Origin of the sequence: Streptomyces sp. RKAG337 (genome assembly GCF_023701715.1) — a bacterium.
Taxonomy (GTDB): Bacteria; Actinomycetota; Actinomycetes; order Streptomycetales; family Streptomycetaceae; genus Actinacidiphila.
Map to the genome: position 1 here is coordinate 6,746,759 of NZ_JAJOZA010000001.1, position 21,980 is coordinate 6,768,738.

General features: G+C 71.5%; 20 protein-coding genes and 1 pseudogene. 19 read left to right on the plus strand and 2 right to left on the minus strand.

Annotation, left to right across the window (positions count from 1 at the left end; all coding sequences use genetic code 11):
• The first annotated feature begins 3 nt into the window (after positions 1–3).
• The gene (locus LNW73_RS29935) at positions 4–1,440 is read left to right on the plus strand and encodes a DUF1996 domain-containing protein (RefSeq protein WP_250992044.1); all 1,437 of its coding nucleotides are present in this window, start codon (positions 4–6) and stop codon (positions 1,438–1,440) included.
• A gap of 280 nt (positions 1,441–1,720) precedes the next feature.
• On the plus strand, positions 1,721–2,530 hold the full coding sequence (locus tag LNW73_RS29940) for an RNA polymerase sigma factor (protein WP_250992045.1): 810 nt from the start codon (positions 1,721–1,723) through the stop codon (positions 2,528–2,530).
• 65 nt (positions 2,531–2,595) lie between these two features.
• Here LNW73_RS29940 and LNW73_RS29945 read toward each other — a convergent pair whose 3' ends face one another.
• A complete protein-coding gene (locus LNW73_RS29945; protein ID WP_250974597.1) occupies positions 2,596–3,666 on the minus strand; it encodes a PucR family transcriptional regulator in 1,071 nt (356 codons plus the stop codon).
• A 614-nt stretch (positions 3,667–4,280) separates the two neighbouring features.
• On the opposite strand from LNW73_RS29945, the gene LNW73_RS29950 reads away from it, so the two are divergent.
• The 7 genes from LNW73_RS29950 (at position 4,281) to LNW73_RS29980 (ending at position 12,361) form a co-directional block, all read left to right on the plus strand.
• Positions 4,281–5,120: a hypothetical protein gene (locus LNW73_RS29950; protein WP_250974596.1), complete on the plus strand. Its 840-nt coding sequence runs from the start codon at positions 4,281–4,283 to the stop codon at positions 5,118–5,120.
• Positions 5,108–6,589, plus strand: coding sequence for an NADH-ubiquinone oxidoreductase-F iron-sulfur binding region domain-containing protein (locus LNW73_RS29955; protein ID WP_250992046.1), 1,482 nt, complete (start codon positions 5,108–5,110; stop codon positions 6,587–6,589). Before LNW73_RS29950 ends, LNW73_RS29955 begins: the two co-directional genes overlap by 13 nt.
• 205 nt (positions 6,590–6,794) lie before the next feature.
• A complete protein-coding gene (locus tag LNW73_RS29960) occupies positions 6,795–7,793 on the plus strand; it encodes an SCO0930 family lipoprotein (RefSeq protein WP_285391799.1) in 999 nt (332 codons plus the stop codon).
• A 162-nt stretch (positions 7,794–7,955) separates the two neighbouring features.
• The gene (locus tag LNW73_RS29965; protein WP_250992048.1) at positions 7,956–8,375 is read left to right on the plus strand and encodes a hypothetical protein; all 420 of its coding nucleotides are present in this window, start codon (positions 7,956–7,958) and stop codon (positions 8,373–8,375) included.
• 163 nt (positions 8,376–8,538) lie between these two features.
• Positions 8,539–9,486, plus strand: a complete 948-nt coding sequence (locus LNW73_RS29970; protein WP_250992049.1) for an alpha/beta hydrolase — start codon at positions 8,539–8,541, stop codon at positions 9,484–9,486.
• Positions 9,483–10,850, plus strand: a complete 1,368-nt coding sequence (locus tag LNW73_RS29975; RefSeq protein WP_250992050.1) for an aminotransferase-like domain-containing protein — start codon at positions 9,483–9,485, stop codon at positions 10,848–10,850. The genes LNW73_RS29970 and LNW73_RS29975 overlap by 4 nt, the downstream gene beginning before the upstream one ends.
• 134 nt (positions 10,851–10,984) lie before the next feature.
• Positions 10,985–12,361 (plus strand): class I adenylate-forming enzyme family protein, encoded by a 1,377-nt coding sequence (locus LNW73_RS29980; RefSeq protein ID WP_250992051.1) that lies wholly within the window; start codon positions 10,985–10,987, stop codon positions 12,359–12,361.
• Here the strand turns inward: LNW73_RS29980 and LNW73_RS29985 are convergent.
• On the minus strand, positions 12,356–13,012 hold the full coding sequence (locus tag LNW73_RS29985) for a 4'-phosphopantetheinyl transferase family protein (protein WP_250992052.1): 657 nt from the start codon (positions 13,010–13,012) through the stop codon (positions 12,356–12,358). The two genes, LNW73_RS29980 and LNW73_RS29985, sit on opposite strands and share 6 nt — an antisense overlap.
• Positions 13,013–13,028: 16 nt before the next feature.
• Here LNW73_RS29985 and LNW73_RS29990 point away from each other — a divergent pair, with 16 nt between their 5' ends.
• The 10 genes and pseudogenes from LNW73_RS29990 to LNW73_RS30030 all read left to right on the plus strand — a co-directional run bounded on the left by LNW73_RS29990 (position 13,029) and on the right by LNW73_RS30030 (position 21,973).
• Entirely contained in the window at positions 13,029–13,280 is a 252-nt protein-coding gene (locus LNW73_RS29990; RefSeq protein ID WP_250974588.1) for an acyl carrier protein, read from the plus strand.
• A 101-nt stretch (positions 13,281–13,381) separates the two neighbouring features.
• Positions 13,382–15,034, plus strand: coding sequence for a class I adenylate-forming enzyme family protein (locus LNW73_RS29995; protein ID WP_250992053.1), 1,653 nt, complete (start codon positions 13,382–13,384; stop codon positions 15,032–15,034).
• The gene (locus LNW73_RS30000; protein WP_250992054.1) at positions 15,031–16,320 is read left to right on the plus strand and encodes a beta-ketoacyl-[acyl-carrier-protein] synthase family protein; all 1,290 of its coding nucleotides are present in this window, start codon (positions 15,031–15,033) and stop codon (positions 16,318–16,320) included. The genes LNW73_RS29995 and LNW73_RS30000 overlap by 4 nt, the downstream gene beginning before the upstream one ends.
• Positions 16,313–16,819, plus strand: coding sequence for an L-2-amino-thiazoline-4-carboxylic acid hydrolase (locus LNW73_RS30005; RefSeq protein WP_250992055.1), 507 nt, complete (start codon positions 16,313–16,315; stop codon positions 16,817–16,819). Before LNW73_RS30000 ends, LNW73_RS30005 begins: the two co-directional genes overlap by 8 nt.
• Positions 16,820–16,874: 55 nt before the next feature.
• Positions 16,875–17,945 carry a 4-hydroxyphenylpyruvate dioxygenase gene (hppD, locus tag LNW73_RS30010; protein ID WP_250992056.1) on the plus strand — a complete coding sequence of 357 codons (1,071 nt, stop codon included), beginning with the start codon at positions 16,875–16,877 and terminating at the stop codon, positions 17,943–17,945.
• A gap of 48 nt (positions 17,946–17,993) precedes the next feature.
• Positions 17,994–18,917, plus strand: coding sequence for a phytanoyl-CoA dioxygenase family protein (locus tag LNW73_RS30015; protein WP_250974583.1), 924 nt, complete (start codon positions 17,994–17,996; stop codon positions 18,915–18,917).
• A gap of 58 nt (positions 18,918–18,975) precedes the next feature.
• Positions 18,976–19,349 (plus strand): annotated as a pseudogene (locus tag LNW73_RS36495) (prephenate dehydrogenase/arogenate dehydrogenase family protein); the annotation flags it as partial.
• Positions 19,350–19,412: 63 nt separating this feature from the next.
• Positions 19,413–19,820: a prephenate dehydrogenase dimerization domain-containing protein gene (locus tag LNW73_RS36500; RefSeq protein WP_308407803.1), complete on the plus strand. Its 408-nt coding sequence runs from the start codon at positions 19,413–19,415 to the stop codon at positions 19,818–19,820.
• Positions 19,821–19,917: 97 nt separating this feature from the next.
• On the plus strand, positions 19,918–20,625 hold the full coding sequence (fabG, locus tag LNW73_RS30025) for a 3-oxoacyl-ACP reductase FabG (protein WP_250992057.1): 708 nt from the start codon (positions 19,918–19,920) through the stop codon (positions 20,623–20,625).
• Between the two features lie 88 nt (positions 20,626–20,713).
• On the plus strand, positions 20,714–21,973 hold the full coding sequence (locus LNW73_RS30030; protein ID WP_250992058.1) for an acyltransferase domain-containing protein: 1,260 nt from the start codon (positions 20,714–20,716) through the stop codon (positions 21,971–21,973).
• Positions 21,974–21,980 lie beyond the last annotated feature (7 nt).

The following is a 21,980-nucleotide window of genomic DNA, read 5'->3' on the forward strand; positions in this document are numbered from 1 at the left end:
CTCATGAGCAAAAAGGACCATAAACGCTCCCGCCTGCCGAACAAGACCGTCGCGGTGATGACCGCGCTGGTGTTGGGCGCGGGCGGGGTCGCGTTCGTCGCCGCCAACGCGTCCGCCGGCAACTCGCGGCAGGATTCGGCGAAGACCGAGCAGGCGGGGGCGGCCACGATCGCCTGTCCCGATGTGGGGGACAAGCTGCGTGACGTTCCCGACGAGGCCAAGCCGGAGGTCGACAAGAATCTGGCGCAGCTCGACGCTCAGGTCGCGGACTCGTACAAGCAGCTCTCCGCCGGGCAGTGGAACAAGGACACGTCGCTCAGTGAGCTGCAGCAGAAGCGCAGCGGCACGATCGCGAAGATCGACGACGCGATCTCCCAGGTGGCCCAGCCGCCTTCGGGTCTGGACGAGTTGAGTGCGTGTGAGATGAAGGCCACCGATGTGAAGCCCGGTGACACCGGGGGCGGCGGTCAGGATGACGCCGTCGCCGTCGAGGGCCAGCAGGACGGGCAGAATCAGGCCGTTCAGAACCAGGCGGTGCAGGACCAGAGCAAGAAGCAGGGCAAGGGCCCGTCGAAGGCCGACTTCGTCGACATCACCAAGGTCCGGCCGAACGTGTGGAAGCCCCGTGCCCGTGCCGGCGGGTCGACCGGTTCCTTCACCTCGAAGTGCGGGGTCAACGCGGACAAGCACCTCAACCCGGACAATGTCATCGTCGCTCCGGGTGTGAGCAACGGCGCCCACCACATGCACGACTACGTGGGCAACAAGACCACGGACGCGTTCTCCACCAACAACTCCCTCGCGGCGGCGGGCACGACCTGCAGCAACGGGGACCAGTCGGCCTACTACTGGCCCGTGCTGCGGGTGCAGAACGCCGGGCAGGGCCCGGACGTCAACGCCCCGGGCGGCGGCCAGGACGCCAACGTCGGCACGATCCTGCAGCCGAAGACCGCCACGATCCGCTTCGACGGCAGCGCCGTCAGCCGGGTGACCGCGATGCCGCGTTTCCTGCGGATCATCACGGGCGATGCCAAGGCCTTCACGAACGGCACGGCCAACGCGAACGCTTCGTGGAGCTGCACCGGGTTCGAGAACCGCCAGCTGAAGGACAAGTACCCGATCTGCCCGCAGGGCAGTGACGTGGTGCGTACGTTCACCTTCCAGAGCTGCTGGGACGGCAAGAACATCGACAGTGCCAACCACCGGACCCATGTCGCCTTCGCGGACCGTAACGGTGCGTGCGGCAAGGGGTTCAAAGCGATTCCGCAGCTGGTGGAGCGGATCACCTACAGCGTCCCGCAGGGCGCCCGGATCGCCGTGGACAGTTTCCCCGAGCAGCTGCACAAGCCGGTGACGGACCACGGTGACTTCGTCGACGCGATGTCGGACCGGCTGATGCGGCAGGCGGTGAACTGCGTGAACAGCGGCCGCAGGTGCTGATGGTGTGGGGAGGGACCGTGTCCGGGCCGGCCCGGAGCGGTTTCCTCCGCTAGAACCCTCGGGGCAGGGCGCTCCCCATGCCCCCGCCCGGCCCCGAGACGGGCGATGGCCCCGGAGCCGACTCCGGGGCCACCGCCATGTCGTGCCACAATCCTGCCGACCGACCTGTGCGACGGCTGTGGAACGACTACGGTTCGGCGCACGTCCCACGGAACACGACTACGGAGCCGGGGCCGCATCCGGAAAGAACTCCGTAGTCGCTCGATTGTGCGAGGTGGCAGTGCTGGGCTCTCGCGAAGCCGCGAACGACCGGGAACGCACGGTGGCGCAGGACACCGTGCCCTCCGACGAGGAGCTCACCCGGCAGCTCAAGGACGGCTACGGCTCAGGCACCGCCAACCCGGCCGCGGGTGACATCCTCTACCGCAGGCACCGTGAGGCCGCGCTCGCGTACGCGCACCGGTGCTGCCGTGACTCGCACGACGCCGAGGACCTGGTGTCGGAGGCGTTCATCCGCACGTTCCAGGCGGTGCGTTCCGGGGCCGGTCCGCAGGGGGCCTGGCGGCCGTATCTGCTGACGGTCGTGCGTCATACGGCCATCGAGTGGGGTGCGGGTGACCGCAAGGCGCTGCTGACGGCGGACTTCGAGTCGTGGTGGCAGCAGTCGGCGGCCGGTACCGATCCGCAGCAGCATCTGCTGGCCAGCGAGGACCGCCAGTTGCTCGTGCGCAGTTTCAACACGCTGCCCGAGCGCTGGCAGGCCGTTCTGTGGCACACGCTCGTGGAGAACGATTCCCTGCCGGAGGTCGCCGCGCTGCTGGGCATCACTCCGAGTGGTGTCACGTCGTTGGCGTTCCGGGCCCGTGAGGGGCTGCGCGAGGCCTATCTGCACGCGCATGTCGACAGTGTGGGCGACGAACGGTGCCGTCACTTCAGTGCCATGATCGGTGCGGCGATACGGCGCAGCGGCGCTGTCCGCAGCCGTGACCTGGCGCGGCATCTGGCGGACTGCGATTCCTGTTCGCGGGCCTACACCGAGCTGCTCGACCTCAACGCGACGATGCGCACGGCGGTCCCCGCCGGGTTGTGACGCGCCTCCGGCGGATCACGGATGGCTCCGTGATCCGCCGGGGCGGGCCGGCCGGCCCGGGTGGGTCAGAGGCCGTTGACGCGTGCTTCCCGTGCGACGACCAGCGGACGGAAGCCCACCGCGACGGTTCGCGCCCTTCGGGTGACCCGGGAGCTGCGCCGTCCTATCTCCGCCATCAGCCGGCGGCTGCGCAGGGCCATCTCGAGTTCGAAGCGGGTGCGGGGGTCACGCAGTCCCTGTCCGAACAGCTTCTCCAGCTGGCGCATGCGGTAGCGCACCGTTTGGGGGTGCACACTCAGGGCTTTCGCCGCCTCCGGTGCGCCGCCGCCTTCGAGCCAGGCCAGCAGGGTCACTTCCAGCCGTTCGCTCTGGCGTGGTGTCAGTCCTGCGAGCGGCCGCAGCCAGCGGGCCGCCAAGGCCTTGGCCAGGGGTTCGTCCTGGAGGAGCAGCAGGGTGGAGAGGTGGTCGTCGACGAAGACGGGCCGGGCGTCGGGTCCTCCGGGGGTGGGGGTCAGGGTCAGCAGGCGTCGTGCCCAGCGCAGTGACGATGCGGCGTCACGTACCGGGACGGAGTGTCCGACGGCGGTGGAGCGGCCGCGCAGGGCGGCCTCCAGTGCGCCGCGGGTGTCCGGGTCGGGGCTGGGTATCAGCAGGCACGGTCCGTCGCCGCCCATGCCGACCAGGCAGTCGTCCAGGGTCGCCGCCAGTTGGTGGGCCTCGCCGGGGGAGCTGACGGCGACGGCCCGGACGGTGTCGGGCAGTGGCCAGCCGGCTCTGCGGGCCAGTTCCGGGAGGACTGCGTCCGGTACCTCGGTGGCACCGGTCAGTGCGTTGAACAGCTCCTGGCGTGACCGGTCGAGGGGTGCCGCGGTGGTGGGCAGCTCCTGGGGGATGTCTTCGTCCTTCGGTGGCTTCCGGTAGCCGAGAGCCGTCAGCAGGGCTTCTTCGAGCCCCTGCCTGACCGATTCGCGGCCCATGTCCTGGAGAAGGTCGGCGAAGCCGGGAATTTCATGCCGAAGCGCCTCGACCATCTCATCTGCCAGTGACGGGAGTTCCTTGCGCAGAACGCGAGTCCATTCGCCACGGGGGAGGGACCAGATGCGGTTAAGAAGTTCGCACATCTCTACCTCGTTCATGCCGGGGTAAGACCTGCCTGGGGGAGGACAGGTCTTGCGGAGGTTGCCTCCATCGCCGTCGTCCTTGTCCGGCGGAGGAGTTGAGGGTCCTCCTGCGCCCTCCTAGAGGTTGCTTCCCGCCGATGGTCCCGGAGTTTTACCGGGTCTTTACCACCAGGGTGCGGCCGGGCCGGTTTAGACCCGGCCCGGCCGGAACCGGAAGCACTTGGTTGAGCATCTTCCGCAGTTGCACACCGTGACGACGACGGGGAAGCAGGAACTTGTCACGATGCGATAAATCTTGTGGAGATGCTGGGAAGTTGAGCGATGCTGCTGCACCCCGGTCACTGCTCGTCGGCTGTGGAGGCGATCCCTCCGAGAATCCGCACCGGAGCCGGTCCGACCGCCGTCGTGTAGCGGCGAGTTCCGGCTCCTCCTGTCCCCCGTGCGGGCCTGTGCTGCCCCGGGTCCCACCAGCTGCCGCCAGGCAGCGCCGATATCAACCCCCTGGGCTCCGGGTGCGACTTGCAGTGCTCGGTACCCCCGCTCGGGAGGCTTTCCCTATGCCCTTGTCCCCCACGCAGTTCCCCCGCCCGAACGGCTCGCGCCAGTCGGGGCGGTCACACCGAAGGAGAATGAGCGCCGGAGCGGCCGCCGGCGGACGGCGAGCCGTCCGCCGGCCTCCTTTGCTGTCCGGCGCCGGCAGCCGGCGTCCGGTCACCGTCGTCACGCTCGCTCTGGTGATCCTCATCGCGTTGGCCGTCGCGGGCAACGTGGGCGCGTTCAGCAGGCCGCTGGACTTCCTGGACTTCGGAGCGGGAGTCCTCTCGCTGGTGTCGCTCACCGCCACCGTGCTGTGGGGCCTGGCCGCCACCGACCGGCTGCTGCTGCACTCCAGTCACCGGCTGCTCGCCCAGGGGGTGCACCGGGGTCTGGCGAGCAGCGGTCTCGGCTTCCTCGCCCTGCACATCTGGGTGAAGGTGCAGCGGCAGGAGACCAGCGCGGGTGCCGCGGCCGTGCCCTTCACGGACGGCCGCCAACCGCTGCTGATCGGGCTCGGCACCCTCGCCGGGTATCTGTTCCTGACCGTGGCGGTGACCGGCGCGGTACGCAGCGCGTTCGCCTCCGGCACCCGCTCGCGCTGGTGGCGGGCCCTGCACATGGGCGCCTATCCGGCCTGGGGCGCGTCGCTGCTGCACGGCCTGAAGGCCGGCCGGCCCGCCAACACCTGGGTGACGGTGTCCTACGTCCTGTGCCTGCTCGGCATCGTCCTGGTCCTCACCGTGCGACTCAGAACCCGGCAGAATCGCACCGCCGTCGGACCGCAGGCCGCACCGACCGCCGGCTACCGGGTCGTCCCACCGCGTGAGCCGGACCGCCCGCCGCGGGCCGCTCTCTACGTGCCGCGCCAGGACACGGGCACCATGGACCGCTCCGGCGGGCGGGTCGACAGCACCGCTGGATGGCGGCCGTGAACGGCCCCCGTCCGGCGATCGGTTGTGTCGGACCGCCGCGGGTGCTCGCCGGACTGGACGAGGTGCCGCGGCTGGACCGTGTCACGCATCTGGCCGTGCACGGCTCGCTGCCGCGGCTGCGGCCGGAGGAACTGCTGGCGCTCGCCGAGGACATCGACCTGCGCGGCCGCGGGGGAGCGGGCTTCCCGTTCGCCCGGAAACTGAAGTCGGTGACCCGGGCGGCCGAGAGCCGGGACGGCCGCACGGCCGTCGTCGTCAACGGCAGCGAGGGCGAGCCCAGCTGTCTCAAGGACACGGCGCTGCTGCTGCACTCCCCGCACCTGGTGCTCGACGGAGCGCTGCTGGCCGCCGCGGCACTGAACGCCGAGGAGGTCGTCGTCGGGGTGACCAGGACCGACGTCGAGCAGTCCGTTCAGGACGCCATCTACGAACGCGGCCCGGTCGGCCTCAAGCTCCGGGTGACCCTGCTGCCCGAGCGTTTCGTCACGGGGGAGAGTTCCGCTCACGTCAGCGGGCTGAGCAACGGTCCCGCGCTGCCCTCCGGGCGTTCCATCCGGACGAGCGACCGGGGCCTGGGCGGTCTGCCCACCCTGCTGTCCAACACCGAGACCTACGCCCAGCTCGCCCTCGCGGCACGGGTCGGCGCACTGGGCTACCGCTCCGTGGGCCTGCCGACGGAGCCGGGCACGCTGCTGCTGACCGTCGCCGGGGCCACGGTGATGGAGACACCGACCGGTGTCCCGCTGTCGTACATCCTGGAACTGTGCGGGCTCGGCCCCGGCCAGGGTGTGCTGATCGGCGGCTATCACGGCAAATGGCTTGACCCGTACTCCGCGAAGGCGGCGGAGATCTCCCGGGAGTCGCTGGTCTCGTACGGCGCGGTGCTCGGAGCGGGAGCGGTGCTGCCGCTGCCCGAGGACACCTGCCCCGTGGGCGAGGTCGTACGGGTGGCTCGCTGGATGGCCGGCGAGTCCGCGGGCCAGTGCGGGCCCTGCGTACTGGGGTTGCCGGCGCTCGCCGACGCCCTCGAACAGGCCGCCCACGGCGGCGGCATGGCGGCGCTCGACGCCGTGCGGACCCGGCTGCGCTCGGTCCTGGGCCGCGGCGCCTGCAGCCACCCCGACGGGACCTCACGTTTCGTGGAGTCTGCGCTCACGATGTTCCCGGACGACTTCGACGACCACGCGCTCGGCAGCGGCTGCGGCCGGCCGGTGCTCGGCACCCTCCCGCTGCCCGCCGATGAGACCGCCGTGGCGCCGGCCGCCGAACAGACCACGGAGCGGCTGCTCGTGGACTGGACGCGGTGCCAGGGGCACGGCCTCTGCATGGACGTCCTCCCCGAGATCATCCAGCTCGGCGCCGACGGCTATCCGGAGAAGGCGTCCATGGACCTGCCCGGACGGCTGCGCCCGAAGGCCCTGCGTGCGATACGCCGCTGCCCCGCCCTCGCGCTGCGCATCCAGGACTGAGCGCGCGGGGCGGCTCGACCGCCCGTGCCGCGACGGCAATCACCGTCCTCACGTGTGCAAATGCCGTGCTCCCACGCAACGTTCAATCGCTCGGTTCTTGCCCTGATGTGACAAGTTTTGAATCGGCTGAACGCCCACCGGGGTTCCCCCCGTATCCATGAGCAACGGCGAGCGAAGCCGCCGGACCGAATGCGAAGGAGCAGTCATGGTAAACAGGCGTCGAGCGGCATTCGCTGGAGCGGCCACCGTGGTCTTTCTGCTGACGGCAGGATGCGGCAGTAGTGAAAAGACCGGCAACAACGCCCAGGGAGCCAATGTCCAGCCCGCTGGAGACAGCAAGGACATAGGGACCGGATACGGCTCGGACTACGGTGCGACCAGTACGGGCGGATACGGCACGGACGCCCAGGCGGGCGCGAAGAAGGGCGAGCCGGCCAAGGAACTGGCGGTGCGCAGCGACGGGAAGCTGGGTCCGATCGTCACCGACAGCAAGGGGTTCACCCTCTACCGGTTCGACAAGGACACCGCCCAGCCGCCCAAGTCCAACTGTGACGGCGCCTGCGCCATCACCTGGCCCGCCGTACCGGCCGACGACGCCACCGCCTCCGCGGGCATCAAGCCCGAGCTGCTGGGCGAGGTCATCAGGACCGACGGCAGCCGCCAGCTGACCCTCGCGGGCTGGCCGGTGTACCGCTACGCCATGGACACCCAGGCCGGTGACACCAAGGGCCACGGGGTCGGCGGAACGTGGAACGCACTGGCGCCCGACGGCAAGAAGGCCGGACAGCAGGCCGCCGCAGCTCCCGCCCCCAGCCCCAGCCAGACGCAGAGCCAGGTCAGTGACGTCCCGCTGTCGGTCACCGACAACGACGAGCTGGGCAAGATCATCGTGGACGGGAAGATGCGGACGCTCTACCGCTTCAACAAGGACAGCGCCTGGCCGATGAAGTTCGCCTGCCTCGACGCCTGCCTGAACACCTGGAAGCCCGCCAAGCCCGTCGACAAGACCAAGGTGCGCGGAGTGGCGACCAAGCTGGTCGGCACCGTCACCCGGCCGGACGGAACGAAGCAGCTCGCCATCGACTGCTGGCCCGTCTACTGGTTCACCGGGGACGAGAAGCCCGGTGACATCAACGGCCAGGGCAAGATGGGTCTGTGGTTCGCGGTCACCCAGGGTGGCAAGAAGGCCGGCGCGGGTTCCTGACACCCGCCCCCCGGCGCCCATCCGCACGGGGAGGACCGGGCCCGGTCACCGGGCCCCGGCCTCCCCGTGCGGGCACCCGCCCCGCGCGGGGAGAAGAAGCAGAGTCCCGGAACGACGGAATTCCGGAATTCCGACCGAATCAATGGGGTTGATGTGCCGAATATGCGACGGGGACGTGTTGTCGCGGCGCTGTGTGTGGTCCTGCTGAGCGGCTGCGCCGGAAATGCGCACACGAAAAGCACGGCGGCAGCAGTTCCCACCACCGCACCGGTGGTCGCCGGCCCCGCCTCGATACAGCAGATCGCCGCTGTTCTCGGCTGCAAGGCCGACATCAGTGTGGTCGCGACGGAACTGCGACAGGGTTCGTGCCGTACCGACCAGGGTGAGTTCCGCATGCTCACCTTCGCCGCGGAAACCGGCCAGCGCGACTGGCTGACCGAGGCTCAGGCGTACGGCGGCATCTACCTCGTCGGGACCCGCTGGGTCGTCACGGCCCAGTCCCAGGAGGCCCTGAAGGGCCTGCGCGCGACACTCGGCGGAACGATCCAGGCGGCATCGGGGCACACGGGCCACGGCGGCTGAGCTCAGCGCTTCCTGTCCCAGCGCTGCTGGCCGCGGCCGAAACTGCTGCCAAAGCGCCGACCGGACACATGGACACCACCCGTGGTGAGCGGGTGTGCTGGAGAGCGGCTTCCCGCGGGTCTCCCAGCCGCCCGCCCGTTCGTCCGCTCCTTCTGGAGGGCATGTGTCGCTCCATCCCCAAGTGGAGACCCTGCGCGCGCGTCTCGCCGCCGCCGGGACCCGGCCCCTGTACACACTGGATCTCGCCGAGGCGCGTGCGGCGGACCTGGCCGCCGCCCGGTCCGCCGGCGGGGTTCCGGAGCCCGTCGGGAGCGTCCTCGACGCCGAGATCCCGGGGCCCGGCGGGCTGTTGCCCGTCCGGGTGTACCGGCCGGAGTCCGACGGCCGCCCGCTCCCCGTGCTCTGCTACTTCTTCGGCGGCGGCTGGACCCTCGGCACGCTCGACACCTGCGACGCGATCTGCCGCAGGCTCGCCAACGCGGCGGGCTGCGTCGTGGTGTCGGTGGGCTACCGGCTCGCCCCGGAGCACAGGTTCCCCGCCGCGCTGTACGACTGCCGGGCCGCCGTCGAATGGATCGCCGGGCACGCCGACGTGCACGGCGGCGACGGCTCGCGGCTCGCACTGGGCGGTGACAGCGCGGGCGCCAACCTCGCCGCCGCCCTGACACTGCACCTGCGCGACCACGGAGGCCCGCAGATCGCCGCCCAGTTGCTGGTGTACCCCAACACCGACCATCGCGCCGACACCGCGTCGCGGCGCGAGAACCAGGACCCGGTGTTCTTCAACCACCGTTCGGTGGACTGGTACTGGCGGCACTACCTGGCCGACCCGGCGCACGGCGCCGACCCGTACGCGTCACCGCTGCGTGCCGGGGACCTCGGCGGGCTGCCGCCAGCGCTGGTGATCACTGCGGAGTACGACCCGCTGCGGGACGAGGGCGAGCAGTACGCCGAGTGCCTCGCCGCCGCCGGGGTGCCGGTGACGCTGAGCCGGTACGACGGCATGATCCACGGATTCTTCGCGATGCCGGGGGAGTTGGACGCCGCCGCCACCGCCCAGGACGAGGCGGCCGCGTTCCTGGCCGAGCGGCTCGGTGAGGTGCGCGTATGACCTCGCCGACCCCCGCAGGAGACGCCGTGCTGCGGATCGAGGACCTGCACGGTTCGCTCCGCGACCCGGTGCTCGACGCCATGAACTTCCTCAACGAGGTGGTCTCCCGCTACCCCGAAGCCATCTCGTTCGCGCCGGGCCGCCCCTACGACCCGCTGCTCGACCCCGCCGTCATCACCGACTGCCTCACCGCTTGGACCGACCATCTGCGACGGGACCGGGGACTCGGCGAGCCGCAGATCAGCACCCTGCTCATGCAGTACGGCCCCACCGCCGGCATCATCCGCGAGCCGATCGCGCGCTCGCTCGCCGAGGACGAGGGCATCGACGTCCCGCCCGAGGCGATCGTGGTGACCGTCGGCGCCCAGGAAGGCATGCTGCTGGTGCTGCGGGCCCTGTGTGCCGGGCCCGACGACGTCCTCCTCGCGCCCTCGCCCTGCTACGTCGGCATCAGCGGCGCGGCCCGGCTGCTCGACATCCCGCTCTTCCCGGTCCCGGAGGGCGAGCACGGGATCGACGCCGCCGACGTCGCGGCCGCCGCCCGCCGGGCCCGCGCGCAGGGGCTGCGGCCGCGCGCCCTGTATCTCGTGCCGGACTTCGCCAACCCGTCCGGCGTCTGCATGACCGTGCCGGCCCGCCGGGAACTCCTGGCGGCGGCGGGGGAGGAGGGGCTGCTGATCCTGGAGGACAACCCGTACGGGATGTTCCGGGCCGACGCGGAGAGCACCCGGCCCACCCTCAAGGCGCTGGACACCGACCGCCGGGTGATCTACCTCGGTTCGCTGGCCAAGACCGGGTTCCCGGGGGCCAGGATCGGCTATGTCGTCGCCGACCAGCGCGTCGAGGGGCCCGGCGGGAGCACACTGCTCGCCGACCAGCTCGCGAAGGTCAAGAGCATGACGACCGTCAACACCCCGGCGCTCAGCCAGGCCGTGATCGGCGGGCTCCTGGTGCGGCACGGGTTCCGGATGCGGACCGCGTCGCTGGCCGCGGCCGCCTTCTACCGGGAGAACATGGCCCGGCTGCTCGACGCGCTCGACCGGTACTTCCCCGAACCGGAGCGCACCGCACGGGGCATCGACTGGAACCGGCCCGAGGGTGGCTTCTTCGTGGTGCTGTCCGTGCCCTTCGACGCGGACGAGCGGGCCCTTGAGCGGTCCGCCGGGCGGCACCAGGTCCTGTGGACGCCCATGAGCCCGTTCTACATCGGCGGTGGCGGCGTGCGCAGGCTGCGGCTGTCGTGCAGCGCGGTGCCGCCCGAACTCGTGGACGAGGGCGTCCGGCGATTCGCTGAATTCGTCGCGGAGTCGGAATCCCCGGCTGTTCACCACGCGGTGGCGACCAGCATTTCCGCCGTCGGCTGACGGAAATTCTGCCGGTACTGCGCCGGCAACCGCAGCTGTAACGCATGGACTGCCGGAACCGCTTGAGCGAAGCTTGAAGCGTCCTGAGGCGACCGCATCAGGTGGCTGTCCAGTCAGGTGAATGGGAAGTCCGCGTGGACGTTGACGAGCTGTTTCTCGCCGGTCCGGCCGATGAGCCGGTACTCCGGCTCGGAGAATCCATCGAACGTGGCCGGCTGCGGAAGCTGGTGTCGGAACGGCAGCAGCAATTGCGGGACGCCGGGCTGCACACCGGGGGTTCCGTCGCCGTTCATCTGCCTCCTTCGCTCGAATTCATCGCCCATGTGCTGGCGGTCTGGAAATCCGGTGCGCAGGCCATTCTGGTGGACCACCGCTTCACCGCATTCGAAGTGAATTCCTGTGTCGAGCGGCTGGCTCCGCAGTTCATCGTGGAGCCGGCCGAACCGGCCACCGGCATGATGCGCGGCTTCCGGGACACCGGAAGCGTGATCAGGCCGCTGGCCGGCGGCCGGGCGCCCGGGACCGGGCACGCCCTCATCCAGTTCAGCTCGGGCTCCACCGGCCCCTCCAAGGTCATCGGCCGCACGGCCGCGGACCTGGTGGCCGAGGTCGAGCGCTACACCCGGATCGACGGCTTCCCGGGCGCCGGCCACCAGGTGGTGATGCTCGCGTCGATGACCAACGTGCTCGGCCTGGTCGGTGGCCTCCTCAACAGCCTGCACACCGGTGCCGAGATGGTCATACCCCGGCACACCGGCAAGGACGGCATCCTGCGCACCCTCGTCGAGGCGACCGCACCCACCGTGCTCATCGGGGTGCCCTCCCAGGTCGACCTGCTGGCCCGGGTGGCCGACCCGCCCGCGCTGCCGCTGTTCCGACGGGTCATCACCGGCGGTGAGCTGGTCCGCGACGCGCTGTGGAACTCCTTCGCGCAGCGGTACGGGGTACGCATCGGCACGATGTACGGGATGACCGAGGCCGGAGTGATGGCCGTCGACGTACTCGGTGAGCACCGGCCGGCCCTGCTGCCCGCACCCGGCCATGAACTCCGGGTGGAGAACGGCGAACTGATGCTGCGGCAGCCGGCGTCGCCCTATCTCGGCGACCCCGACCCGAGCCGGTGGTCGGACGGCTGGCTGCACACCCGGGACGCCGGGACGGTCGACGCCTCCACGGGACGGGTGACCGTCCTCGGCAGACTCGACTCCCAGGTGTCGGTCGGCGGGCTCAAGGTCGATCTGAACGAGGTCGAACAGACACTGGCCGGTGCGCCGGGCGTGACCGAGGCGGTGGTCGTCCACGACGGTGCGATCCAGGCGTTCGTGGCACTGGACGGCGGAGGCACCGGTGCGCCCGAGATCGAGGCCTATCTGAGACAGCGGCTCGCGGGCTACAAACGGCCCCGCGCCGTCTACGTCCTGCCGGCGCTCCCGCGGACCAGCAGTGGCAAGCCGATCCGCAACGCCGAGACGCTCAACGCCTCCCGGCCCGGCGCGGCGGCCCCGTCATGAGCCGCCCGCAAGGGGCCAAGGCCGGCATCCCGCGTGGCCCGATCCGTAGAGCCGCAGCGGCAGTCCGGCGGGGGACCCCTGCGCCGCCACCGCCACGACCAGGCCGTACGGCGCCGGCGGCAGCGCCAGTGAGAGGTCAGGACCGTCCGGCAGCGGCGACAGCTCGTCCGCGTCGACCAGTAGCTCCGGCGGCACCCGGCGCCGCAGTCCGCCGCCCCGCAGTCCCACGCCGAGTGCCTTGCCCAGCGCCTCCTTCGCCGTCCACAGACGAAGGAAGTCCGGGGTGCGGCCGGCCGCGGGGCGGTCCGCCAGCCACTGTGCCTCGGCACGGTCGAAGTAGCGCCCGGCCAGCCGCAGGGCGGGCAGCGTGCGCAGCAACTCCACATCCACACCCACTCGTCCGGACCGGGTGAGGGCCACGGCGACCACGTCGTCGCAGTGGCTGATGCTCACCTGAAGTTCCGCCCCGTCCGCCCGGGTGAGATACGGGCGGCCCAGTCCGTCGCGCTCGATGCGCGCCGCAGCCGGCGCCCCGAGCAGCTCGTCCGCGACCCGCGACAGCAGTCGCCGGGCGGCGTTCCGCCGGTCCCCGCAGGCCGGGGCCAGCACCACAGTGACCGCGTTCGGATCCATCGCCGGGCGCGCAGACATGAGAGGCAGTACACCAGTGAAGGACGACATTAGCCAGTTCCTCATCTCGGCCCTGATCAAGATGAAGTACGACCCGGAGACGGTCAGCGGGTCGAGCTCGCTGGGACCCGCCGGCATCGACCTCGACTCCCTGGGCGTGGCCGACCTCGTGATGCAGCTGGAGGACCGCTTCGGGGTGCAGATCGACGAGGACGAGTCCGAGCGCTTCGCGATGATGACGATCGATCAGATCGCGGCGGAGTCGGCGAGCCGCCTCCAGGCCGCCTGACGCCTGTCCGGCCGATCACGAACGGCCCGCCGGCGCTCCCCGGAGAGCCCCCGTCACCCTGTCCAGCCCCTCCTGTTCGACCCTCACAGGGAGAAAGCCACATGACCGTCCGACAATTGCGAGCCCAACTCGCGGCCGACCAGGAGCTGGGCGTCGGCAACGTGCTCAGCACCCTGGTCGCCCGCGCCGGGGAGTCCGCCGAGTCGGCGCTGACGTTCGACTCCGAGGTCGACGGGCACCCGGCCTGGCAGCGGCTGACGCTGCCCGACCTGGAGCGTGCCGTCACCGCCCGCGCGGCGTGGCTGCACACGTGGGGGGTGCAGCCACGCGACGCGGTCGCGGTGTTCGTCTCCACCGCGGCCGACCATGTGCTCGCCTATCTCGCGCTGACCCGGATCGGGGCCATCCCGGCGCTGCTCAACGCGAACATGGACGGGACCACGGCCCGCGCCTACATCGGGAAGGTGGCGCCCCGCGCGCTGCTCACCGACGCCGCGCACCGCGCACGGCTCGGCGACGGGGAGTTCCCCGGCCTGCTGCTCGGTGACATCGCCGAGACCGGCACCGGCGACCCGGCCCTGGCACCCGGCCAGTACCGCTTCCACCCCACCGACGCCGCCGTCGTCACCCACTCCTCCGGGACCACCGGGCTGCCCAAGCCCGTGATCGCCACCCACGCCAGTCTGTTCGCCGCCTCCCGGCACCGGCTCTCGCTGCCCAAACCGCGCACCATCGACCGGATGCTCAGCGCCCTGCCGGCCAACCACGCGGCGATGGTGATCGCGGTGACGCTGGCGCTGTGCAGCGGCACCGAGCTGATGCTCGTGTCGGGGCAGGACGGCCTGAAGGTCCTGGAGGCGGTGGACCGGTGGAAGCCGTCGTGCGTCTTCGGTTTCGCGGCCACCTGGCCGCAGCTGGTCAACCGGGACCTGAGCGCGTACGACCTGGGCAGCGTGCAGATGTGGTGGAACACCGGGGACGCCGCGCACGAGGCGCACATCAGGAAGCTGGTCGCGGTCGGCCACCGGCTGGTCGCCCAGCGCGGCGGCGGGATCGCCCGCAAGGAGGGCGCCACCTTCATGGACGGCCTGGGCTCCAGCGAGATGGGCCACTCGATGTTCTTCATCACGCACACCGCCGAGACCGACCGCTACAACCGGTGCATCGGCAAGCCGCACGCGTTCGCCGAGGTGGCCGTCCTCGACGAGCTGGGCGAGCCGCTGCCGCCCGGCCGGATCGGTGAACTGGGCGTGAACGCGCCCACCGTGTCCCCCGGGTACTGGAACGACTCGGCCACCACCTACCGCACCCGCAGGGCCGGCTACTTCCTCACCGGGGACCTCGTCTACCGGGACGAGGCCGGCTACTACTACCACGTCGACCGGGTCGTGGACACGGTCGCGCTGTCCGGCGGGCGCTATCTGCACACCGCGCAGTCGGAGGAACAGATCCTGGCCCGCTGCCCGGAGGTGTCCGACTGCACCGTCATCGCGGTGCCGGGCCCGGACGGTGCGGTGACCACCGAGGTGCTGGTGAGCATCCTCCCCGGCGCGAAGGCGCCGGCGGACCTCGACGAGCGGGTGCGCGGCGCCCTCGACGAGCATGTCGCGGCCACCGTACGGAGCGTCGTGGTGGTCGACGACGAGGACATCCCGCACGGGCCGACCGGCAAGGTCCGCAAGGTCATTCTGCGCGAGCGCTACAGCCAGGCGAAGGCAATGCCCGTGATCGAGCAGGGAGTTGAGACGGTATGAGCGTACGATCGGAAACGGGTGTGGTCGTCACCGGTATCGGTGTGGTCAGTTCGCTGGGGCGGGACCTCGTGGACACCTTCGACGCCCTGTGCGAGGGGCGCTCGCAGCTCTCCCGGCCCACCCCGGAACTGGGTGAGCAGTCCCTGGTCGAGGTGGTCTCCCAGGCACCCGACATCGACCCGGCCGAGGTGCTGAAGCCGCCGATCGACCCGGGCGTCGACCGCTTCCTGATCCTCGCGCTCGCCGCGGCGGAGCAGGCGATGACCGACTCCGGGCTGCGGGTCGGCGAGAACGCGGACCCGGAGCGGGTCGCGGTGATCACCTCCACCGCCGGCGGACCGCTGCGGACGTACGAGGAGCAGGCCGCGGCGCGCCGCGAGCGCGGCCGCAGCGCGGTCAGCCCGTATCTGTGCCCGGGGATGATCCCCAACATGTCGGCCGCCCGGATCGCCATCAAGTACGGCATCCGCGGCTACAGCCTGCTGCTGTCCACCGCCTGCGCCGGGGGCGGCCAGGCCGTCGCCGAGGCGTTCCGGCTGATCCGCGAGGGCGAGGCGGACGTGGTGGTCTGCGGCGGCTCCGACGCGCCGCTGCACCCGACGGTCGCGGCCGCGTTCGTCAACGCCCGTTCGCTGGCGAACGGTTACGACGACCCGACCAAGGCGAGCCGGCCGTTCGACCAGGACCGCAACGGCTATGTGCTGGGCGAGGGCGCCGCGATGTTCATCCTGGAGCGGGCCGAGCACGCGGACGCCCGTGGCGCCGCCGGATACGCCGATGTCATCGGCTGGGGCGCGACCACCGACGGGTACCACGTGACCAAGCCCCGCCCGGACGGCTCGGGCGCCGCGGCCTGCATGCGCAAGGCCGTCGCGCGGGCCGGGCTGCGGCCCGAGGACATCGGATACGTCAACGCGCACGCCACCAGCACCGGGCTCGGCGACATCGCCGAGGCGCGGGCGATCCGGGCGGTGTTCGGCGACGAGACCCCGCCGGTCAGCTCCACCAAGTCCGTCACCGGCCATCTGATGGGCGCCTCCGGGGCGTTCGAGGCCGCCGCCACCGTGCTGGCCGTCGCCCACGGCACGCTGCCGCCGACGTTCAACCTGGACCAGGTCGGCCGGGGCTGCGAGCTCAACCACGTCCGTGGAAAGGCGTACCGGACCGAGGTGCGGGCGGCGCTCTCCAACTCCTTCGGATTCGGCGGGCACAACATCTCGCTGGCCATCGGCACCCCCACCACCCGGGGCCGGCGCCTCGCCGACGGAACGCGCAGCGATGGCTGAGCGGGCAGTCGACCTGCCGCTGCACAAGTTCTGGTGGCTGCACGACGCCCGCTGGTACCAGGGCGTGCTGAAGCGGTACGGGCAGGAGGCGGCCAACGAGATCAACGCGGAGGCGATGCTCTTCGTTGCCCGCCGCGTCGCCCGCTGGTACACCGCCCGGCACGACGTCGACTTCGAGAAGCTGCCGATGGACGAGTTCGTCGACCGGTTCAAGGAGATCCCCCGGGTCATGTGGCCCGAGGACATGACCAACTACCAGCACCACGCGGTCGGCCCCGACACCTTCGAGACCGTGGTCACCGAGCACTTCGCGCTGAAGATGCTCAAGGCCGCCCGGTCCTTCGACAGTTACCGGTGCCCCTGCCTGGAGATGCGGGCCGGCTGGTTCGAGGGCATGGGACTCACCGTCGAGGACAGCCGCAGCGAGTGCATGACCAGCGGCTCGGAGGTCTGCCGCTTCCGCGCGACCGTGCGTCGCACCGACCTGGATCCGGCCTGAAGGGGCGCGCGAACGCGCCCCGCCGGAACATCCCGTCCAAGGGAGAACCACACTCATGATCGCAGGTATTGACCACGTCGAGTTCTTCGTGGGCGACGCCCAGCAGTCGTCCTTCTACCTCTGCGGTGCCTTCGGCTTCCGGCTGTGCGCCGAGGGCGGCCCGGAGACCGGCCTCATTGGACACCGCTCGCTGCTGCTGCGCCAGGGCGGGGTCCGCCTCGTGCTCACCTCGGCGCTCACCGCGACCGCCGAGGCGGCCGGATACGTCAGCCGGCACGGCGACGGTGCGGCGGTGATCGCCTTCGGCACCGATGACGCCAGGGCCGAGTTCCACGCCGCCGTCGAACAGGGCGCGGCCCCCGTGCGGGAGCCGGCCGAGTACGCGGACGCCGGTGCCCGGGTGGTGATCGCCGAGGTCGCCGGGTTCGGTGATGTCGTGCACCGCTTCGTGGAGCGGCACGGCGACCCGGACGCATTCCTGCCGGGCCGGATGCAGACCCTCGCCCCGGACCCGGAGGACGGGGAGTCGCTCTTCGAGCTGATCGACCACGTCGCGGTGTGCGTGGCGGCCGGCGAACTGGACCGCACGGTCGCCCACTACGAGAAGGCGTTCGGCTTCGCCCAGGTCTTCGAGGAGTACATCGAGGTGGGCGAGCAGGCGATGAACTCCAAGGTGGTGCAGTCCCCTTCTGGCGGTGTCACCTTCACGATCCTGGAGCCCGACACCACCCGCAGGCCCGGCCAGATCGACGACTTCATCGGCCGGCACGGCGGCGCCGGAGTGCAGCACCTGGCCTTCCTGGCGCCCGACATCTTCACCGCCGTGGACCGGCTGCAGCAGCGCGGAGCCCGCTTCCTGGCCACCCCCGACGGCTACTACGACGGCGTCGCGGGACGGATCGGGGCCACCACCGTCGACGCGGCGGAACTGCGCCGCACCAACGTCCTGATCGACCGGGACCACTGGGGCGAGATCCTGCAGATCTTCACCCAGTCCATGCACGTGCGGCGCACCTACTTCATGGAGGTCATCGAGCGGCGCGGGGCGCGCAGCTTCGGCAGCGGAAACATCAGGGCGCTCTACGAGGCCGTGGAACGCGACGGTTCGAGCGCCGCGGCGGTCTGAGCGCCGCGGCGGTCCGAGCGGGGAACAGGACAGCGGGGAAGGCAGTTCATGGACGCGGGACAGACGGAATTCAAGCTCACCGACGAGGAAGCGGCACTGCTGCCGACGGACGACGAAGTGCGGCAGTACGCCGAGCGCGGCTGGTACCTGTCGCGCAAGCTGTTCACCGACGACGAGATCGACGTACTGACCTCGGCGAGCGACCGGTACTACGCGGGCCACCGGGACCGCACCCTGCCGGTCCGGCCGGCCAGGCTGGCGTACTGGACTCCTGAGGACGGGCCGGTCCAGCGGCACAACGACTACATCCACTACGAGGACGACCGGATCGCCGCGATCCTGCGCAAGCCGCTGCTCGGTGCGGTCGCGGCCCGGCTGGCCGAGGCCGACGAGATCCGGGTCTTCCAGGCCACGATGATCTACAAGCCGCCGCGGCCCGACGAGCGCACCAACCTGGTGCCCTGGCACTTCGACAAGCACTACTGGGCCACCTGCACCTCGGAGCGCATGCTCACCGCCTTCATCCCCTTCCACGACTGCGGAACCGGGATGGGCACCATCACGATGATCGACGGCAGCCACCGCTGGCGCGAGGCCGGCGTCGTCGACAGCGCCACCCGGCACTTCGCCGAACGGGACCGCTCGGAGCTGGACCGGATGCTGGCCCAGAACGCCACGCACAACAGCACCCAGGTCACGAAGGTCCCGATGGACATCCCCAAGGGCCATGTCAGCTTCCACCACTGCCGGACGTACCACGGCAGCGGACCCAACCTCAGTGACCGGCCGCGCCGGGCGATCTCGCTGCATCTGCAGGACGGCGCCAACCGCCACCGGCCGTTCCAGCTGTCCGACGGAACACCGGTCGAGTACAACCACGACGTCCTCGTCCGCCGTACGCCCGCGGGCGAACCCGACTACTCCGACCCCGCGTTCTGCCCGGTCGTCTGGCGTACCGGCACGGGACGCTGAGCCGCCGATGCGAACGGTGGCGGTGGTGGGCGGCGGGCTGATCGGCACCTCGATCGGCATGGACCTGCACGGATGCGGGGTGCGGGTGCACATCATCGACCGCGACCCGGTGACCCAGGCGGTGGCGGCCGAACGCTGCCGGGGGTACGAGGGCGCACCACCGGAACCCGCCGACCTGGCGGTGATCGCGGTGCCGCCGGGCGCGGTCGCTCCGGTGCTGCGCGAGTGGCAGTCGCGCGGCCTGGCCCGCTGCTACACGGATGTGGCCAGCGCCAAGGAGTCCGTGCACCGGGCCGCCACGGCGGCGGGCTGCGCGCTGGACGCCTTCGTCGGCGGCCACCCCATGGCGGGGGCGAGCGACCCGGGCCGTACGCGGCGCGCGCCGGCCTCTTCACGGGCCGGCCCTGGGTGCTCACCCCGGACCGGCACACCGGGACGGCCGCACTGTCCGCGGCCCTCGCGCTGGTCGAGGCGTGCGGGGCTCGGCTGGTGGTGATGGGCCGCGCCGAGCACGACCGGGCGGTCGCGACGACCTCGCACGCGCCGCATGTGGTGGCGAGCGCCCTGGCCTCGGCGGTGGGCGCGGCCCCACAGGAAGTGGTCGAACTGTGCGGGGCGGGGATCCGGGACGCGACCAGGATCGCCGCGGGAGAGACCGGACTGTGGAGCGACATCCTCGGCAGCAACGCGAGTGCGGTGGCGGCGGCACTGGAGCCGCTGATCACCGAACTCACCGATGCGCTCGTCCAGTTGAGGGCGGTCGCGGGCGCTCCGCCCGGATCCCCGCCGCGGGTGCTGGCCGGGCTGCTGGACCGCGGCGGGGAAGGCCGTGCCCGCATCATGACGGCCCAGCCGGCCGCGGCCCCCGCGCCGCCACCGGTCACGGTCCCGTCCTACGCCTAGCCCCGTGCTGCGCCCGGTCAGTACTGCGCCCGGTCCGTCCCACGCCCGGTCCCGTCCTGCACCCAGCCCTGAACGACGAGCGGAGAGGAGCCCGCAGATGAGCCGGTCGGTCCTGGTCACCGGGGGCAATCGCGGTATCGGCCTGGCGGTCGCCAACGCCTTCCTGGCGCAGGGCGACCGGGTCGCGGTGACCTGCCGGGAATCCCCGCCACCGGACGGAAAGCTGCTGGCCGTCCGCTGCGACGTGACCGACTCCGGGCAGATCGACGCGGCGTTCGAGGAGGCCGAGCGCGCCCACGGACCGGTGGAGGTGCTGGTCTCCAACGCCGGGATCATCGACGACGTCCTGCTGCTGCGGATGCGCGAGGAGCAGTTCACCCGGGTCGTGGACACCAACCTCACCGGCGCTTACCGGGTCGCCCGGCGGGCCGCGCGCGGCATGGTGCGCGGCGGCTGGGGGCGGATCGTCCTCATCTCCTCGGTGGCCGCCGTGCGCGGGGCTCCCGGGCAGGCCAACTACGCGGCGAGCAAGGCCGGTCTGGGCGGGCTGGCCCGTGCGGTCGCCCGCGAGCTGGGCTCCCGGGCGATCACCGCCAACGTGGTGCTGCCCGGTTTCATCCCCACCGACATCAACGCCGACCTGCCGGAGAAGGTCCGCCGGGAGGCCCTCGCCCAGATCCCGGCGGGCCGCTACGGCCGGCCGGAGGAGGTCGCGGCGGCCGTCACGTTCCTCGCGTCGGACGCCGCCGGCTACATCACGGGGGTCCTGCTGCCGGTGGACGGCGGCCTCGGCATGGGCCACTGACACCGCAGTTCACGTCAGGCCGGATCACCTCAGGCCGGATCACGGCACGGCAGCTCATGGAAACCGCAGACGACCGGGGGAGGACCCCTTGCACGCCACCCGCACCGTTCCCTGTCCGCTCGGCGCCCAGTCGCCCGACGCGCTCGGCGCACTGGCCCGCGAGCTCGTCGCGAAACTCACCGCCGACCCGGGGGTGTCCCCGGCCCAGGCGGCGCGCGGCCTGGCCGGCAGCCCCGCCGGGCCGCACCGCGCCGTGGTGCTCGCGGACGACCGGGCCGGGCTGCTCGACGGCCTGGCCGCGCTGGCCGCCGGCCTGCCCGCCGACCAGCTCGTCACCGGACAGGCCGTCACCGGCGCCGGAACGGCCTTCGTCTTTCCCGGCCAGGGCTCCCAGTGGCCGGGCATGGCGACGGAGCTGTACGCGCGGTCGGAGGTCTTCCGCGAGCGGATCGACGCCGTGGCCGGCGAACTGGGCCGGTGGACCGACTGGAACCTCCTCGACGCCATGGCGGGCGCGGAGGGCGCGCCGGGATTCGAACGGGTCGACGTGGTGCAGCCCGCGCTGTTCGCGATGATGGTGTCGCTGGCCGCGCAGTGGGAGTCGTACGGTGTCGCCCCGACGGCCGTGATCGGCCACTCGCAGGGCGAGATCGCCGCCGCGCACGTCGCCGGGATCCTCAGTCTCCAGGACGCCGTACGCATCGTGGTGATGCGCGGCCGCGTCCTGCGCAAGCTGACCGGGCGCGGCGGGATGCTCTCGGTGCCGATGCCGTACGAGTGGGTCGAGCGGTACGTCGCGGAGCACTCGGCACGGCTGGCGCTCGCCGCCGAGAACGGCCCCGGCAACCTGGTCGTCTCCGGCGATGTGCCCGCCCTGGAGGAACTGGTCCAGCGGTGCGCGGAGGAAGGCGTCCGGGCCCGGATGGTGAAGGTCGACTACCCCTCCCACTCGCCGCAGATCGACGAGATCCGCGACGAACTGCTCGCCGGCATCGCCGGCGTGGCCCCCCGACCCGGCCGGATCCCCTACTACTCGTCGGTGGCCGCAGGCCGTATCGACGGCACCGAACTGGACGCCGGCTACTGGTTCCGGAACCTGCGGCGCACGGTGCGCTTCGAGTCCGCGGTGCGCGCCGCGGCGGACGACGGCCATCTGCGGTTCGTGGAGAGCAGCCCGCATCCGGTGCTGGTGCGGGGACTGCAGCGCACGCTGCGCGAGGTGCCGGACGGCCGGGTGATCGAGTCGGTGCGGCGCGGTGAGGGCGGACCCGACCGGTTCCTGCGCTCGGCGGCCGAGGCGTACACGCACGGTGCGGACGTCACCTGGCCCGGCGCGCTGTTCAGCTGAATCCGGG

Excerpts from the sequence above, each read along its gene's own strand:
- LNW73_RS29935 (WP_250992044.1), top strand. The coding sequence starts at position 4 with ATGAGCAAAAAGGACCATAAACGCTCCCGCCTGCCGAACAAGACCGTC.
- LNW73_RS29945 (WP_250974597.1), bottom strand. The coding sequence starts at position 3,666 with ATGAACGAGGTAGAGATGTGCGAACTTCTTAACCGCATCTGGTCCCTC.
- LNW73_RS29950 (WP_250974596.1), top strand. The coding sequence starts at position 4,281 with ATGAGCGCCGGAGCGGCCGCCGGCGGACGGCGAGCCGTCCGCCGGCCT.
- LNW73_RS29955 (WP_250992046.1), top strand. The coding sequence starts at position 5,108 with ATGGCGGCCGTGAACGGCCCCCGTCCGGCGATCGGTTGTGTCGGACCG.
- LNW73_RS29960 (WP_285391799.1), top strand. The coding sequence starts at position 6,795 with ATGGTAAACAGGCGTCGAGCGGCATTCGCTGGAGCGGCCACCGTGGTC.
- LNW73_RS29965 (WP_250992048.1), top strand. The coding sequence starts at position 7,956 with ATGCGACGGGGACGTGTTGTCGCGGCGCTGTGTGTGGTCCTGCTGAGC.
- LNW73_RS29975 (WP_250992050.1), top strand. The coding sequence starts at position 9,483 with ATGACCTCGCCGACCCCCGCAGGAGACGCCGTGCTGCGGATCGAGGAC.
- LNW73_RS29985 (WP_250992052.1), bottom strand. The coding sequence starts at position 13,012 with ATGTCTGCGCGCCCGGCGATGGATCCGAACGCGGTCACTGTGGTGCTG.
- LNW73_RS29995 (WP_250992053.1), top strand. The coding sequence starts at position 13,382 with ATGACCGTCCGACAATTGCGAGCCCAACTCGCGGCCGACCAGGAGCTG.
- LNW73_RS30000 (WP_250992054.1), top strand. The coding sequence starts at position 15,031 with ATGAGCGTACGATCGGAAACGGGTGTGGTCGTCACCGGTATCGGTGTG.
- LNW73_RS30005 (WP_250992055.1), top strand. The coding sequence starts at position 16,313 with ATGGCTGAGCGGGCAGTCGACCTGCCGCTGCACAAGTTCTGGTGGCTG.
- hppD (WP_250992056.1), top strand. The coding sequence starts at position 16,875 with ATGATCGCAGGTATTGACCACGTCGAGTTCTTCGTGGGCGACGCCCAG.
- LNW73_RS30015 (WP_250974583.1), top strand. The coding sequence starts at position 17,994 with ATGGACGCGGGACAGACGGAATTCAAGCTCACCGACGAGGAAGCGGCA.
- LNW73_RS36500 (WP_308407803.1), top strand. The coding sequence starts at position 19,413 with ATGGGCCGCGCCGAGCACGACCGGGCGGTCGCGACGACCTCGCACGCG.
- fabG (WP_250992057.1), top strand. The coding sequence starts at position 19,918 with ATGAGCCGGTCGGTCCTGGTCACCGGGGGCAATCGCGGTATCGGCCTG.